The organism is Rhodanobacter sp. TND4EL1 (genome assembly GCF_054061035.1).
In genome coordinates this window covers 147408-159798 of record NZ_JBSSDT010000004.1, presented here as the reverse complement: position 1 = coordinate 159798, position 12391 = coordinate 147408, and the positions used below count along the sequence as shown (strand labels likewise).

Annotated in this window: 10 protein-coding genes; 2 read left to right on the top strand and 8 right to left on the bottom strand. The window is 67.0% G+C overall.

Annotation, left to right across the window (positions count from 1 at the left end; genetic code table 11):
- Positions 1–14: 14 nt before the first annotated feature.
- A complete protein-coding gene (locus ACVWWQ_RS14525) occupies positions 15–1262 on the bottom strand; it encodes a multifunctional CCA addition/repair protein (protein ID WP_133951734.1) in 1248 nt (415 codons plus the stop codon).
- Positions 1263–1341: 79 nt separating this feature from the next.
- Positions 1342–2958 (bottom strand): tetratricopeptide repeat-containing sulfotransferase family protein, encoded by a 1617-nt coding sequence (locus tag ACVWWQ_RS14520; RefSeq protein WP_166669780.1) that lies wholly within the window; start codon positions 2956–2958, stop codon positions 1342–1344.
- A 216-nt stretch (positions 2959–3174) separates the two neighbouring features.
- Between ACVWWQ_RS14520 and ACVWWQ_RS14515 the strand changes: the two genes are divergently transcribed.
- Positions 3175–4770: a tetratricopeptide repeat-containing sulfotransferase family protein gene (locus ACVWWQ_RS14515; protein ID WP_133951730.1), complete on the top strand. Its 1596-nt coding sequence runs from the start codon at positions 3175–3177 to the stop codon at positions 4768–4770.
- Positions 4771–4789: 19 nt separating this feature from the next.
- Here the strand turns inward: ACVWWQ_RS14515 and ACVWWQ_RS14510 are convergent, their stop codons facing one another.
- Both ACVWWQ_RS14510 and ACVWWQ_RS14505 read right to left on the bottom strand, forming a co-directional pair.
- The gene (locus ACVWWQ_RS14510; RefSeq protein ID WP_133951728.1) at positions 4790–5728 is read right to left on the bottom strand and encodes a complex I NDUFA9 subunit family protein; all 939 of its coding nucleotides are present in this window, start codon (positions 5726–5728) and stop codon (positions 4790–4792) included.
- 37 nt (positions 5729–5765) lie between these two features.
- Positions 5766–7793: a transglycosylase SLT domain-containing protein gene (locus ACVWWQ_RS14505; RefSeq protein ID WP_133951726.1), complete on the bottom strand. Its 2028-nt coding sequence runs from the start codon at positions 7791–7793 to the stop codon at positions 5766–5768.
- A 129-nt stretch (positions 7794–7922) separates the two neighbouring features.
- Here ACVWWQ_RS14505 and ACVWWQ_RS14500 point away from each other — a divergent pair, with 129 nt between their 5' ends.
- On the top strand, positions 7923–9521 hold the full coding sequence (locus ACVWWQ_RS14500; RefSeq protein WP_133951724.1) for a glycoside hydrolase family protein: 1599 nt from the start codon (positions 7923–7925) through the stop codon (positions 9519–9521).
- On the opposite strand, the gene ACVWWQ_RS14495 is transcribed toward ACVWWQ_RS14500, so the two are convergent.
- The 4 genes from ACVWWQ_RS14495 to ACVWWQ_RS14480 all read right to left on the bottom strand — a co-directional run bounded on the left by ACVWWQ_RS14495 (position 9435) and on the right by ACVWWQ_RS14480 (position 12369).
- Entirely contained in the window at positions 9435–9851 is a 417-nt protein-coding gene (locus ACVWWQ_RS14495) for a hypothetical protein (protein ID WP_133951722.1), read from the bottom strand. The two genes, ACVWWQ_RS14500 and ACVWWQ_RS14495, sit on opposite strands and share 87 nt — an antisense overlap.
- Positions 9848–10657 (bottom strand): endonuclease/exonuclease/phosphatase family protein, encoded by an 810-nt coding sequence (locus ACVWWQ_RS14490; protein WP_133951720.1) that lies wholly within the window; start codon positions 10655–10657, stop codon positions 9848–9850. Before ACVWWQ_RS14490 ends, ACVWWQ_RS14495 begins: the two co-directional genes overlap by 4 nt.
- A 112-nt stretch (positions 10658–10769) precedes the next feature.
- Complete coding sequence (locus ACVWWQ_RS14485) at positions 10770–11420, bottom strand: thiol:disulfide interchange protein DsbA/DsbL (protein ID WP_133951718.1); 651 nt, start codon at positions 11418–11420, stop codon at positions 10770–10772.
- Between the two features lie 58 nt (positions 11421–11478).
- A complete protein-coding gene (locus tag ACVWWQ_RS14480; RefSeq protein ID WP_133951716.1) occupies positions 11479–12369 on the bottom strand; it encodes a thiol:disulfide interchange protein DsbA/DsbL in 891 nt (296 codons plus the stop codon).
- Positions 12370–12391 lie beyond the last annotated feature (22 nt).

Sequence of the window (12391 nt, the reverse complement as noted above, 5' to 3'; positions counted from 1 at the left end):
AAATCATTGCGCCTTTATACCCCGGATCGGCTTTCCGAAGACTTAGCCTTCCGTTCCGCGATGGCATGGACGCGCGCGTTTTCCATCGCCTGTCCGATCGCCGGGCCGGCCATGCCCTGCGCGATGAACCCGGCGGCATCGACCGCGGCGGCGGCGCCGCGCGCCTGGCGCAGATAATCGGCCTGTGGGTAGGCGTCGTCGCCGTGACCCAGCCGGCCGCGCTTGTCCGCCATGCAGGCGGCCAGGAAAAGGTCGAGTCGCGCCGGCCGTCGCAATGCGTCCGTCGCGGTCAGCAGTTTCAGCACGGTGACCGGTTTCAACTCGAACGCGCGGTGCGCGTTCAGATGCTCGCGGCAAACCAGTTCGGCCAGCGTGGCGTGTTCCGTGGGTACCTTCAATCGCGCGGCCAGCGCCCGCAGCGGCGCCACGCCGCGATGTTCGTGACCGATGTGGCGCGGCAGTTCATCCGGCGGGGTCAGAGCCTTGCCGAGGTCATGCGTCAGCGCACAGAAACCGACCACGTCGTTGCCCGGCGCCAGTTGTGCGGCCGCATCCAGCACCATTTCCACATGCACGCCGGTGTCGATCTCCGGATGAAACTCGGCCCGCTGCGGCACGCCGTACAGCGCATCCACTTCCGGAAACAGCACGGCCAGCGCACCGCAGTCGCGCAACACGCGCAGGAACGCCGACGGCTGCGCCTCGCCCAGTGCCTTGCGGGTTTCCGCCCAGACCCGTTCGGGCACCAGGTGATCGACCTCGCCATCGGCCACCATCTGCCGCATCAACACCATCGTTTCCTCGGCCACGCTGAAGCCGAGCGGCGCGAAGCGCGCGGCAAACCGCGCCACCCGCAACACGCGCACCGGATCTTCCACGAACGCCGGCGACACGTGGCGCAACACCCGCGCCTCGATGTCCGCCACGCCGCGGTGAGGGTCGGTCAGCACGCCGTGTTCGTCCTCGGCGATCGCATTGATGGTGAGGTCGCGCCGCGCCAGGTCCTGTTCCAGCGTCACCGTCGCATCGGCCTGGAACACGAAGCCGTGATAACCACGCCCGGTCTTGCGCTCGGTCCGCGCCAGCGCATATTCCTCGCCCGTGTCGGGGTGAAGAAACACCGGAAAGTCCTTGCCCACCGGCTTGTAACCCAGGGCCAGCAACTCTTCCGGCCGTGCACCGACGACCACGCGGTCATGATCGACCACGCCGCGCTTCAGCAGTTTGTCGCGGACCGCGCCGCCAACCAGATAGATGTGCATGACAGGATGATGCCATGCGTTGCGTGCGGGATGCGCTGCTCCGCGCTGGGGTGGTGCCGCTCCATTCGCCGTGGGTACGTCAGACGTCAGCGGCCAGGACCCCAGCTGCACGCAACTTCGCGCGCAGCGCATCCAGCTTTTCGCCGTAGCGCGAACTGCGCGCCGTATCGCTTCGCAACGGCTGTCGTACCTGCGCCGCGCTGATGGTCAGCACGGTGCGGGATGATTGGTGGAAGGCCAGGCAGGCCGGGTCGAATGGCAATCCGCAGAAATGCAGCAATCGACGGATTTGTGCCTCGGGATCGGCTTGCAGCGCTTCGTACTGGTGATCGAAGAACTGCGCGGGATAACGCTGTTGCCAGAGTTGGCAAAGGTCAGCGTAGCCGCCGTAGTAGTCGACGATGTCGTCGAGGTCGTAGCTGTAGTGGACGGACTGGTTGCCGAACAGCTGGCGATACAGGGCGAAGCAGGTTTCCAGCGGATCGCGGCGGGAATTCACCACGCGGGCACCGGGCAACATCGCAAGGGCAGCGCCGACGAAGGCCCAGTTGTCGACGTTCTTGTCGGTAAAACGCAAGCCGTGCAATTGCCATTGTTGGGTACGGGACAAGTATTCGTTGCCCAGCCGCTGCCAGTCTTCGGCCGTGGCCGCCGGCACCCACGCCGGGAACGGCTGTCCGCGGCGCGTGGATTCCTCATTGAGCAGTTGCGGCAGGGTGAGGATTTCGTCGGCTCCTTCTACCTGCGGATGCGAGGCCAGGATCTGTTCGGTGAGGGTGGATCCGGAACGCGGCAGGCAGACGACAAAGATGACCTGCTTGCCCAGCATCGCATCCAGCGGCGTGGGCAACGGCCTGCCGAAAGCCTCGGCAATCGCATTCACGCGGGCACGCTCCTCTTCCCGACTCCAGTAGATGGAGCGTCGCTTCACGGCATTGGCGGCGGTGACGGCATCGAACGCATCCAGGTAGTCGCCCTGGTCTTCCAATGCCTGCGCCAGAGTGAAGCCCAGCAGCAGGTGCGCGTCGTCGGACAGGTTCGGACGGGCGAGCTGTTGCTGCAGCTGGCTGACGTCATCCGCACTGAAGCGCTCGACCTTCATGTTGGCCAGGGCGAACCACGTTGCGGCGCAGTCGGGTTGCTGCCGCAGCGTCTCGCGATGGGTGGCAATTGCGCCGGCCGTGTCTCCCAGCGTGGAAAGTACGGTCGCCAGGGCATTGCGTGCTTGCAGGTAGGCTGGGTCGATTGTCAGAGCCTTTTGCAAAGCGTCGCGGGCGTGTTCCATGCGCGCACAAAATTGCAGGCCCTTGCCGAGGTTGTACCAGCCCGAGGCCACGTCGGGAGCGAGCGCGGTGGCGCGTCGCAGATAATCCAGGCCTTCGTCGGACGCACCGGTTTCGATCAGTGCGCTGCCCAGATTCATGTTGAGCGTGGCGTCATCGGGTCGCGCGGAGAGCGCTCGTTGCAGATGGCCAATGGCCTTCGCCGCGTTGTTGCCCATCAGTGCAGCGATCCCGGCCAGGCGATGGGCTTCGGTGCATCCGGGAGCCGAGTCCAGTACGCGAGCAATCAATTGTTCGGCGTGATCGAGCTGACCGCGGCTCAGGGCGCCCCGTGCCTCGACGAGCTGCTGGAGCGCTGCCGGCGAAAGCTCGACGGGCGTCTGCAGGTGGGGTGTTACCGGGTTGCCAGACATGTTCAGCGATTCCTGCGCAAGTGGAAAATCATGGTAGAGGAAGTCATGCCGCAATGGCCGCCAATCCTCAGGATGCCCCGCTGCTACGGACGGGCGCGGGACATCTTCGTTCCCGGAAATGTGGTCTTGATCCGGAAATGCCGCGCTGATCGACGCTTCCAGATGCGGTGTCCCTCGCTTAAGCTGGCTGCCAAGGGGTAATCCGGGAAGGGGAAGATGACGCAAATGCAGGTTCATCCGCTGCTGCGGGACCGTGCCGTCGGTCTGCCGCTGGCGGCGCGCCAGCGTTACGACGAGGCCACGATCGCCTTGGCCCGCCGCGATCTGGATGTGGCAAGCGAGGCACTGAGCGGGCTGCGCGTGCTGGCGCCTGACTTTGTCGAGGCACGACGCCTGCAAGGATTGGTGACCCACATGCGTGGCGACCATGCCGCGGCCGTGGCAATCCTGCGCGAGGCGCTGGCCGCCCATCCCGACAACGCGCTGCTGCACATGAACCTCGGCATGGCGTTGTATGGCTGCGGGGAGTTCGCCACGGCGTTCTCCTCGTTGCGGCGTGCCTGCGAACTGGCGCCCGATTTTGCGCCGGCATGGTTCAGCCTGGGCCGGGCCTTCCAGCATCAGGGCCGTTCCGCAGGCGCGATCACGGCCTTGCATCGCGCGGTGGATCTTGCCCCTGAGGATGCGGTGATGCGCAGCCTGCTGGCCGAGGCGCAGGCCAGCCTGGGTGCGGTCGCCGCCGCGTGCACGAACTATCGCGAAGCGTTGCGGCATGAGCCGGATCAGGCCGAGGCATGGCTCGGCTTGGCCCGAATGCAGGGCGAGCGGTTCACCCACGACGATCTTTCCCGTCTGAAACAGGCCATGCAGCGGCCCTCCACGTCGTCGCAGGCGCGCGTGATGCTGGGCTTCGCACTGAGCCGATGCCTGGAAGATCAGGGCGACTACCACGCGGCCTTCCGCGCACTGCGCAAGGCGAACGGGCAGGCGCGCAAGCAGGTGGGCTGGAATGCGGCGGTGGTCTCCGCGAGGGTGGCAGGCATTCGCGCGGCGTTCGCACAACCGTCGGACGACGTCGAGGACCCGGGGCTGGGCGGGCAGGTGATCTTCATTGCGGGCCTGCCGCGCGCCGGCGGTGGGCTGCTGCGACGAGTGCTCGCTGGCCATGCGCAGGTGGACGCGAGCGATCGGCCGCAGCATTTGCGGGAGGTCATCGAGGAGGAATCGAAGCGCCGGCAGCAGGGGTTTCCGCAATGGACTCTCGCGGCGACGCCGGCGGACTGGGCGCGGCTTGGGCGTGAATACCTCGCGCGTGCCATTCGCACGCCGGATGACAAACGCTGGTTCATCGACCAGAGCGATCAGGACTGGCACCTGATGGATGCGGCGATGGCGATGTTGCCCGGCGCGCGCCTGGTGGATTGTCGGCGCGACGCCCTGGAAAACTGCTTCAGCTGCTATCGCCAGCTGTTCGCGCGTGCCCACGAGTTCAGCTATGACCTCGACGAGCTGGCCAGTTTCTGGCGCGACTACGATGGCCTCGCCACGCCCTGGCAGCAGCTGTATCACGGGAGGGTGTTCGTGCATCAGCACGAGTCCCTGCTGGCCGATCCGCCGTTGCAGCTGCACCGATTGCTGGCTTTTCTGGGATTGGACGAGGACCGGCACTGTCTGGACGTCCATGCGAACAAACGCCAGGGCGCGGCCGGCAACGCCGTGCGTTTGCGTGGACCGTTGCGCTGGCAGGAGCCGCGCGCGCCGCGCTACGCGAGCAAACTGGACCGCCTGCGCGTGCTGCTGGGTCTGCGCTGAATCGGTTTGCCGCGGACCTTCAGCGACGCAGGGATCGCGCCGCCGACAGCCGGCGTTGTCGGGCCGGTTCCTGCAGCAGTACCGGCAACCATGAGGTCAGCGCTTGCGGCGTGATGCCGAGTGCGGCGTAACCGTCCATCTTGCCCACTGAATCGGTGCGCAGCGAGCGGAAGTTGTCCAGCGAAAAAGGCTTGCCGGGCAGCAACTCGGCGAACTGCGCCTGCAACTGTCCCAGGCTGTCCGGCAGCGCGATGATCGGTGTCCGCAGGCCGGCTGCGTCGCGGATCTTGTGCACGATGTCGCCCAGGGTGAACACCTCCGGGCCGTACAGCTCGAAGCTGCGTGTCTGGCCCAGCCGTTCGTGACCCACGCAGCGTGCGATGGCTTCCGCCACGTCGCCGACCCAGGTCGGCGCCATGCGCGCCTTCGCGCGCGCCAGCGGCAGCGCCGGCATCTTCCGCAGCAGCGCGGCGAAACGACTGACCAGACCGTCGGCGTGTCCGAACATCACGCTTGGCTGGTAGATCGTCCCGTTGAGGGCGGATGCCTTGACCAGTGCCTCGGCCTCGCCCCGCGTCTTCAGATATTGGGACAGGCCCTGGCCGGCCTTCAGCGAACTCATCTGATGCAGGCGGCGCACGCCGCTGTCGTTGCAGGCGGCGATCAGGCGGCGGGTCAGTTCAACGTGCGTGGCCTGAAAACTGTGCCGACCACCCTGATTGAGAATGCCGACCAGATTGATCACCGCATCGGCCCCGGCCAGATGATTACGCAGCACCGCGTCGTCGTAGATGTCGGCACTGTGCACGCTGACCCCCGGCAACACGCCCAGCGCACGATGCTGCGCGCGATTGCGACTGAGCAGCACGATGCGATGGCCATCGGCGGCCAGTCGCGGTACCAGATGCTGGCCGACGAAGCCGGTGCCGCCGAGGATGACAAGTTGCTGTGCGGCCATGTGCGGCGTTCCTTGGTGAAGCGGTTGCGGTGGTGGATCAGGGGGAAACGCTGCGGGCCGGGTCTGGCGTCGGGGCCGGGCAGCTCACCTCGCGTCGCGGCGTGCCGCTGCCCGGCAAGGCATACGGCTGGCCAATGGCGTTCATGCGCGTGGCCAGCGGCACCACAGTGCGACCGTCCAGCCGCCAGTCGTAGATCACGCTGAACGCCATCACGCGCGCCACGTACTCGCGGGTTTCCTTGTAGGGAATGGTGGCGACGAACAGTTCGGTGGGCAGCGTGCCGCGGGCGGCCAGCCACTGGTCCACCTTGTTCGGGCCGGCGTTGTAGGCGGCGCTGGCCAGCCACGGCGAACCGTTGAAGCGTGCCGCCATCTGCGCCAGGTAACGGGTGCCCAGCGCGATGTTGGTCGCCGGGTCATACAGGCTGTCGCCACCGGTCCAGTTCAGCCCATTGCGCCTGGCCACCAATGCGGCCGTGTCCGGCAACAGCTGCATCAAGCCGCGTGCATCGGCGCCGGAACGGGCATCGCTCATCCAGGCGCTTTCCGCCCGCAGGATCCCGTAAGCCCACGCCGGCTCGATGCCGGCCTGCTCCGCTTGCGGCACCAGGCCATCCTGGCTGGCCAGCGGGAAGCGCATTGCGTACAGGCGCAACGCGTCGCCGCTGCTGAAGGTGAACACGGCGCGGTCGTACCAGCCGCGGCGGTTTGCCATGTCGGCCGCCACGCGCAAGGTGGCGGCATCGCTGCCGCGCAACGCGCGTGTCCATTCGCGCCGCGCCAGTTTCGGCAGGTCCACGGCGTAGAGTTCGAACGCACGCACCAGCCCCGGCATGGCCAGCAACTGCTGTTCGCGTTGCGGGTCGTCGGCGAGGGTCAGCGGGCAGATCGCATACGGCTGATCCAGCTCGTCAGCGGAGAGGAAGCCGAAAAACGTCGGCTGGCTGGCCTGGGCGACGAACTGCTGGCGTGCTTCGGCCGGGCGACCCAGCGCCGCCAGCGCGCGACCCCGGAAGTACTGCCACTCACCATCCTGCTGCTGGCTGGGGGGCATGGCGTCGAGGCCGGCCAGTACCTCGGGCCAGTTCTGCCGGGCCAGCGCCACGCGAACGCGCCATTCGCGCGTGCTGTCGTTCTGCGCCGCGGCCGGCAGTGCGATCAGGCGCGCCAGTGCGCCATCGTTGAAGTCGGTGGCATGGAACAGCGCCAGGTTCTGTTCGATGCGATTGTGCTGAGCCTCGCTCAGGGTGAACCGTGACTGCAGTTGTTGCCATGCCGCGTCGGCGCTGATGCTCTGGCGCCGGGCCAGTCGCGTCAACGCCAGCGTGACGGCCTCGCGTTGGCGCGTGCCGTCGGGCCAGTTCGCCGCGTCGACCACGGCCGCGGCAGGATCGCGCAGCGCCAGTGCCAGTTGCAGCGCCGTGGCGCGATCGTTCGCAGGCAACCAGGCGGCAAGGCTGGCGACCGTACCGGCCTGGCCGGCGTCCACCGCGCGATCAATCCGCGTCCACAGCCGGGCGTCGGTGAGCAAGCCCTGATCGTGCGCCGCGGCAAGCACCGGGTCGCAGGCAGCAGGCAGGTTGGCGCGGGTCCACAGGTCGGCCAGGTCGCGCTGAAAGTCCAGCTTGCCACCACCAGCCAGCCGCGCCTGCAGCGCATCGCAGCTCAGCGCGTCGCCGAGGCCAGGCTGGTACATCGCCAGAAAGCCGCTCCAATCCTGTCGGCGTGCCAGTTCCTGCAGAAACGCGCGGCGCAGATCGGCAGCCGGCAGCCAGTCCGGATATTGCTTGAGATAAGCCTCCACACTGGCCCGGTCCAGCTGCCGGATATCGTGCTGCATGGCGGCAGCGGGCAAGTACGGATACAGCGGGTAGTCGCCCAGGCCGCTGGCCAGCTGATGCCAGCCGTCGCCGCCCTGTTGGGCCGACGCGTAGGCCTGCTTGAAGGCGGCGCGCTGCGCGGCCGTGGGCGTGGCAGCCATGGCGGCCGAGCCGGCCAACAGCAAGCTGCCGGTCAGGGCAAGCCAGAGCAGCCGCACACGACGCGACGAAGCGGGAAAAAACATGACAACTCCTGGGCTGGAACGCGGCCAGTGTAGTGGATGGCCTCTCTCCACTTGTCGGCATTCGGTGAGTGGATGGCAATCGCCCTGCTAAGCTGCGGTGCTTCGTCCACGCGTTCTATCGGGATCGGCATGTCGCCAGCTGTTTCGCCTGTTTTTCGTCGCGTCTGGCCGGCGTGGCTTGGCCTGGTGATCATGGCGCTGGCCGCGATGGGCTGGTGGTGGACGATCGGTCGGCCGGTGAGTTTGCCGGATGCGCCGTCGTCGCGAATTGCCTGTGTCTCGTACGCGCCGTTCCGGCGTGCTGGCGAGACACCGCTGGATCCACGCGCCTATATCAGCGCCGAGCGCATCGAGGCGGACCTTGCCGCGTTGTCGCAGCGCTTTGACTGCGTACGCACCTACTCGCAAGGCCAGGGCCTCAGCGAGGTGCCTGCCATCGCCGAACGCCACGGCATGAAGGTGTTGATGGGTATCTGGCTGGGTGGCGATGCGAAGGCAAACGCCGAACAGGTGCGGCTGGGCATTGCCACGGCGAACAAGTATCCGCAGGTCTTGCGCGGGGTGATCGTGGGCAACGAAGTGCTGTTGCGCGGCGAGTTGTCGTCGGCGCAACTGGCCGGCTATCTGCAAGAAGTGCGCAAGGCGGTCAGCGTGCCGGTGACCTATGCCGACGTGTGGGAGTTCTGGTTGCGTCATCCCGAACTGGCGGGGTCGGTCGATTATCTGACCATCCACATCCTGCCGTACTGGGAGGATCAGCCAGTGTCGCCCGAACGCGCGGTAAAGCATGTCGCCGACGTTTACGCGAAGGTGCAGCAGGCATTCCCCGGGCGAACGGTGATGATCGGCGAAACCGGCTGGCCGAGCGCCGGACGCCCGCGCCAGGCGGCCAGCGCCAGCGTCGTCAACGAGGCGCGCTATCTGCGCGAGTTCCTGCTGTACGCGGCCAGCGTGCACATGCCGTACAACGTGATCGAAGCCTTCGATCAGCCGTGGAAGCGCGCGCAGGAAGGCACCGTGGGTGGCTACTGGGGCATCTTCGATGCGCAGGCGCGTCCCAAGTTTCCGATGCAGGGGCCGGTGACGGAAGCGCCCCACTGGTGGGCTGGGTGGCTGGCTGGCTTCGCGGGCGCCGGACTGTTCGTGCTGGTTGGCGGCTGGCGGCGGCGCTGGCACGACGCACGCGGCTGGTGCGCGCTGGCGCTGGCTGGCGTGGCCAGCGGCGGGGCACTGGCCTGGCAGTTCCGGCAGATGTGGTTTGCCTGTCGCGACCTCTGGGAGTGGACGGTTTCGCTCGCTGCCTGCGTGCTGGCGCTGCTCACCGCATGGCGTCTGGCGCACTGGATCGCCAGCCGCCTGTGCGGCGTGGCGCCTGCCGCCATGCCGCGCACCTGGTGGCGGCTGGGCTGGCTGTTTGCGTTGGCGTTCTATGGTTTGCTGCTGGTGGTCGACGGGCGCTATCGCGACTTCCCGCTCGGGCTTTTCCTGCTGCCTTGTGCCGGCCATGCCCTGGTCGGCTGGTTGACGGATCGCGGCACGCCGTCGATGCCGCTGCTGGAGGAGCGTTTCCTCGCCTGCGCGTTGCCGCTGCTGGCAGCCATCGTCTTGCTGCAGGAAGCCGGGCTTACGTGGGTCGCCTGGCTATGGCTGGGTGTGAATCTGCTGCTGGTGATCCCGGTGCTGTGCGCGTGGCGGCAGGCGGTCCGCCTGCAACCTGATCAAGCGTAGGCAGCCCAGCAGCAAGGCCAGCGCGCCGCTTTCGAAGCAGTACAACTGCAAGGCGACGATACCCAGCGCCGCAGCCAGCCATGCCAGCCACGGGCGCCGCCACAATAACGCCGCGACGGTCGCGACCACCGCGGCAATGCCGTACACGTTGTGCAGGAAACCCCATACCAGCCATTGCCGCCACGGGCACCACCACGGGCCGTGGCCGCCGCCGCATTGCTGCGCCATCGAGCCGGGTTCGACCACGCCGTAGCGCAACCACGCCACCAGCAGGGCCACCAGCAGCAGGGCCAGCCAGGGCCAGGCGAGTTGCCACCGGGTCGATGTCATCGGCGGCGCCTGGCCGTGGCCTTGGTGCCCACGGTGGCCGGCAGCCTGATTTCCGCGGCCAGCGGCAGATGGTCGGAGAACGCCTGTGGCAGCGCCCAGGTCTTTTCCAGCGTGATCGCCGGTGAGGTAAGGATGTGGTCGAGCGCCCGGCTCGGCTTCCAGCTGGGAAACGTCGGCGTGGACTGGGCCGGCGGTTGCAGCGTCGACTTCGCGAAAAGATGCTTCATCTCGGCGCTGTCGGGTTCGGCATTGAGGTCACCCATCAACACCGCGTGCGGAAAGTCCTGCAGCAACTCGGCGATGAAGCCGAGCTGGCGGGCGCGTGCCTGGGCGCTCAATGACAGGTGCGCAATCATCACCGCCAGTGCGTTGTCGCCTTCGCCAAACTGGGCCAGCAGGGCGCCGCGGCCCGGGATGCGGCTGGGCAGCGGATAGTCCATCACCGAGTGCGGTTCCAGCCGGCTGATCAGGCCGTTCGCGGAATGCGCCAGCTTGGCCATGGCGCGATTGGGCTGGTGGCTCCAGAACGGCAGGCCGGAGGTTTCGGCCAGGTAGCGGGTCTGGTTGAGGAAGCCCGAACGCAGGCTGCCCGCGTCGGCTTCCTGCAGGCCGATCACGTCGAACTGCGCGAGCACTTCGGCGAGCCGATCCAGATTGTCCATCTTGCTGCGCCCCGGCAGCACTGCACTGAGGCTGCGGGTCACGTACTCGCTGTAACGCTGCACGCTGGCGCCGGCCAGGATATTGCAGCTCAGCAGACGCAGGTGCCGCTCGGCAGCGGCAGTAGGGACAGGGACGCCAGTCATTGCGGGGCACTAAGCGAAAAGGGAGAGCAGGCACATGACTTCATGCACCCAGACTGCAGCGAGCATGATCCATCTGGTGTGAACGTCATGCCAGCCGCAGTCCGTGCCGCGATTACTTGCCGGCCAGCTCGCGCTTCACCAGCCACTGGGTGACGGCAACCATCTCGTCGTAGGAGTGCACGGTGGCGACGCGGTACTTGCCATCGATCACGATGGTTGGCGTGCCATCCACCTGCCATTTCTGGATCAGGGCGAGGTCGCTCTTCATCTGCGCGGTGGTCTGCGGCGATGTCGCCGCACGCATGAATTCATCGCGGTTCACGCCTTCGCGGGCGTAGAAGTCGGCCAGTTCGTCCATCGAGTTGATCGGGTAGTGCTGCTCGAATTTCGCCTGGAACAGGGCCAGATGCGTGCGATCGAGCACGCCCAGCTGCTTGGCGGCATAGAAGGCCCGGGCGAACGGCACCCATTCGGCACTGAACGGCGCCGGCAGTTCCTTGAACGCCACGCCCGCCGGCAGCACCTTGCTCAGCGCCGCCGCCACCGGCGCGAACTGTGCGCAATGGATGCAGCCGTAGGAGAACACCTCGACCACTTCCACCTTGCCCTCGCTGCTGTAGCGCTGGTGCGGGGCGGGCAGCGTGACGTATTCGACACCGTCGGTGTACGGCGCGGATGCGCCGGACTTGGCGGTGCAGGCGGTGGCCAGCATCAGGCCGGCGAGCAGGATCACGAAGCGGGGGCAGGCGAATCGCTGGAACATGGGTTTCTTCGCTCGAATGCGGTGGGAGTACCGGGCAGGCCAGCTTAGCGGAAGCGACTTACTTGCCGGCCGCTTCCTTCGACACCAGCCACTGGGTCAGCTCGATCGATTGCGCGTAGCCGCCGGCGTCGCTCGCCGTGAAGCGGTACTTGCCGTTGACGATCATGGTGGGCGTGCTCTCCACGCCGTAGGCCTTCATCAGGTCATCGGCGCGCTTCATCTGGGTATTGACGCTGAAGGAGTTCGCCACGGCCACGAATTCCTTCGGATCCACGCCGTACTTGGCGTAGAACTTGGCCGCGTCCTCGATGGTCGGCCATGCATCGTGCGGCTTGAGCCCGCTGGCCTTCAGGTTGTAGGTGGACAGCTCGCCGCTCTTCCACACCGCGTCGTACATCGCGTCATGGGTCTTGTCGACCACCCCCAAGGCCTGCGCGGCGTAGAACGCGCGCTGGTACATCGGCCAGTTTTCGTCGGGGCGGAACGAGGCCGCCAGATAGTTCATCACCGCGTCCGACGGCAGGCTCTTGGCGATCTGGTCGACGGTGGAGTGGAAACCGTTGCAGGCCGGGCAGCCGTAGGAGAACACTTCGGTCACCTCGATCTTGCCGGGGTGGCTGGTCGGCTGCGCCGGATCGATCAGGAAATAATTCTTGCCTTCGACCCACTTGCCGTTATCCACGAACGGAGCCGCAGCCACGGTCGGCGTCGCCGTTTTGGCGGGAGCCTCGGCAGGCGTGGCTGCGGCGCTGTCGACGGCGGCAGCGCTGGTAGCGGCGGCTGCCGGTGCGATGCTGCTCACCGCGCTGGCGGGCGCGGCGGGAGTCGGGGCGGCCGTGCTGGCGGCGGCCGGGGTCGGTGCCCCGGCGGCGCTGCCGGTGTCGCTGTCATGGCTGCAGGCGGCGAGCGCGAGCAGGGCGGCACACAGGAACGGCAGACGCTTCAACATGGCAAACCTCGATAGTGGGTCG

What these genes read in the sequence shown, in the direction of transcription:
- ACVWWQ_RS14525 (WP_133951734.1), bottom strand. Translation starts at nt 1,262, where the DNA reads ATGCACATCTATCTGGTTGGCGGCGCGGTCCGCGACAAACTGCTGAAG.
- ACVWWQ_RS14520 (WP_166669780.1), bottom strand. Translation starts at nt 2,958, where the DNA reads ATGTCTGGCAACCCGGTAACACCCCACCTGCAGACGCCCGTCGAGCTT.
- ACVWWQ_RS14515 (WP_133951730.1), top strand. Translation starts at nt 3,175, where the DNA reads ATGACGCAAATGCAGGTTCATCCGCTGCTGCGGGACCGTGCCGTCGGT.
- ACVWWQ_RS14510 (WP_133951728.1), bottom strand. Translation starts at nt 5,728, where the DNA reads ATGGCCGCACAGCAACTTGTCATCCTCGGCGGCACCGGCTTCGTCGGC.
- ACVWWQ_RS14505 (WP_133951726.1), bottom strand. Translation starts at nt 7,793, where the DNA reads ATGTTTTTTCCCGCTTCGTCGCGTCGTGTGCGGCTGCTCTGGCTTGCC.
- ACVWWQ_RS14500 (WP_133951724.1), top strand. Translation starts at nt 7,923, where the DNA reads ATGTCGCCAGCTGTTTCGCCTGTTTTTCGTCGCGTCTGGCCGGCGTGG.
- ACVWWQ_RS14495 (WP_133951722.1), bottom strand. Translation starts at nt 9,851, where the DNA reads ATGACATCGACCCGGTGGCAACTCGCCTGGCCCTGGCTGGCCCTGCTG.
- ACVWWQ_RS14490 (WP_133951720.1), bottom strand. Translation starts at nt 10,657, where the DNA reads ATGACTGGCGTCCCTGTCCCTACTGCCGCTGCCGAGCGGCACCTGCGT.
- ACVWWQ_RS14485 (WP_133951718.1), bottom strand. Translation starts at nt 11,420, where the DNA reads ATGTTCCAGCGATTCGCCTGCCCCCGCTTCGTGATCCTGCTCGCCGGC.
- ACVWWQ_RS14480 (WP_133951716.1), bottom strand. Translation starts at nt 12,369, where the DNA reads ATGTTGAAGCGTCTGCCGTTCCTGTGTGCCGCCCTGCTCGCGCTCGCC.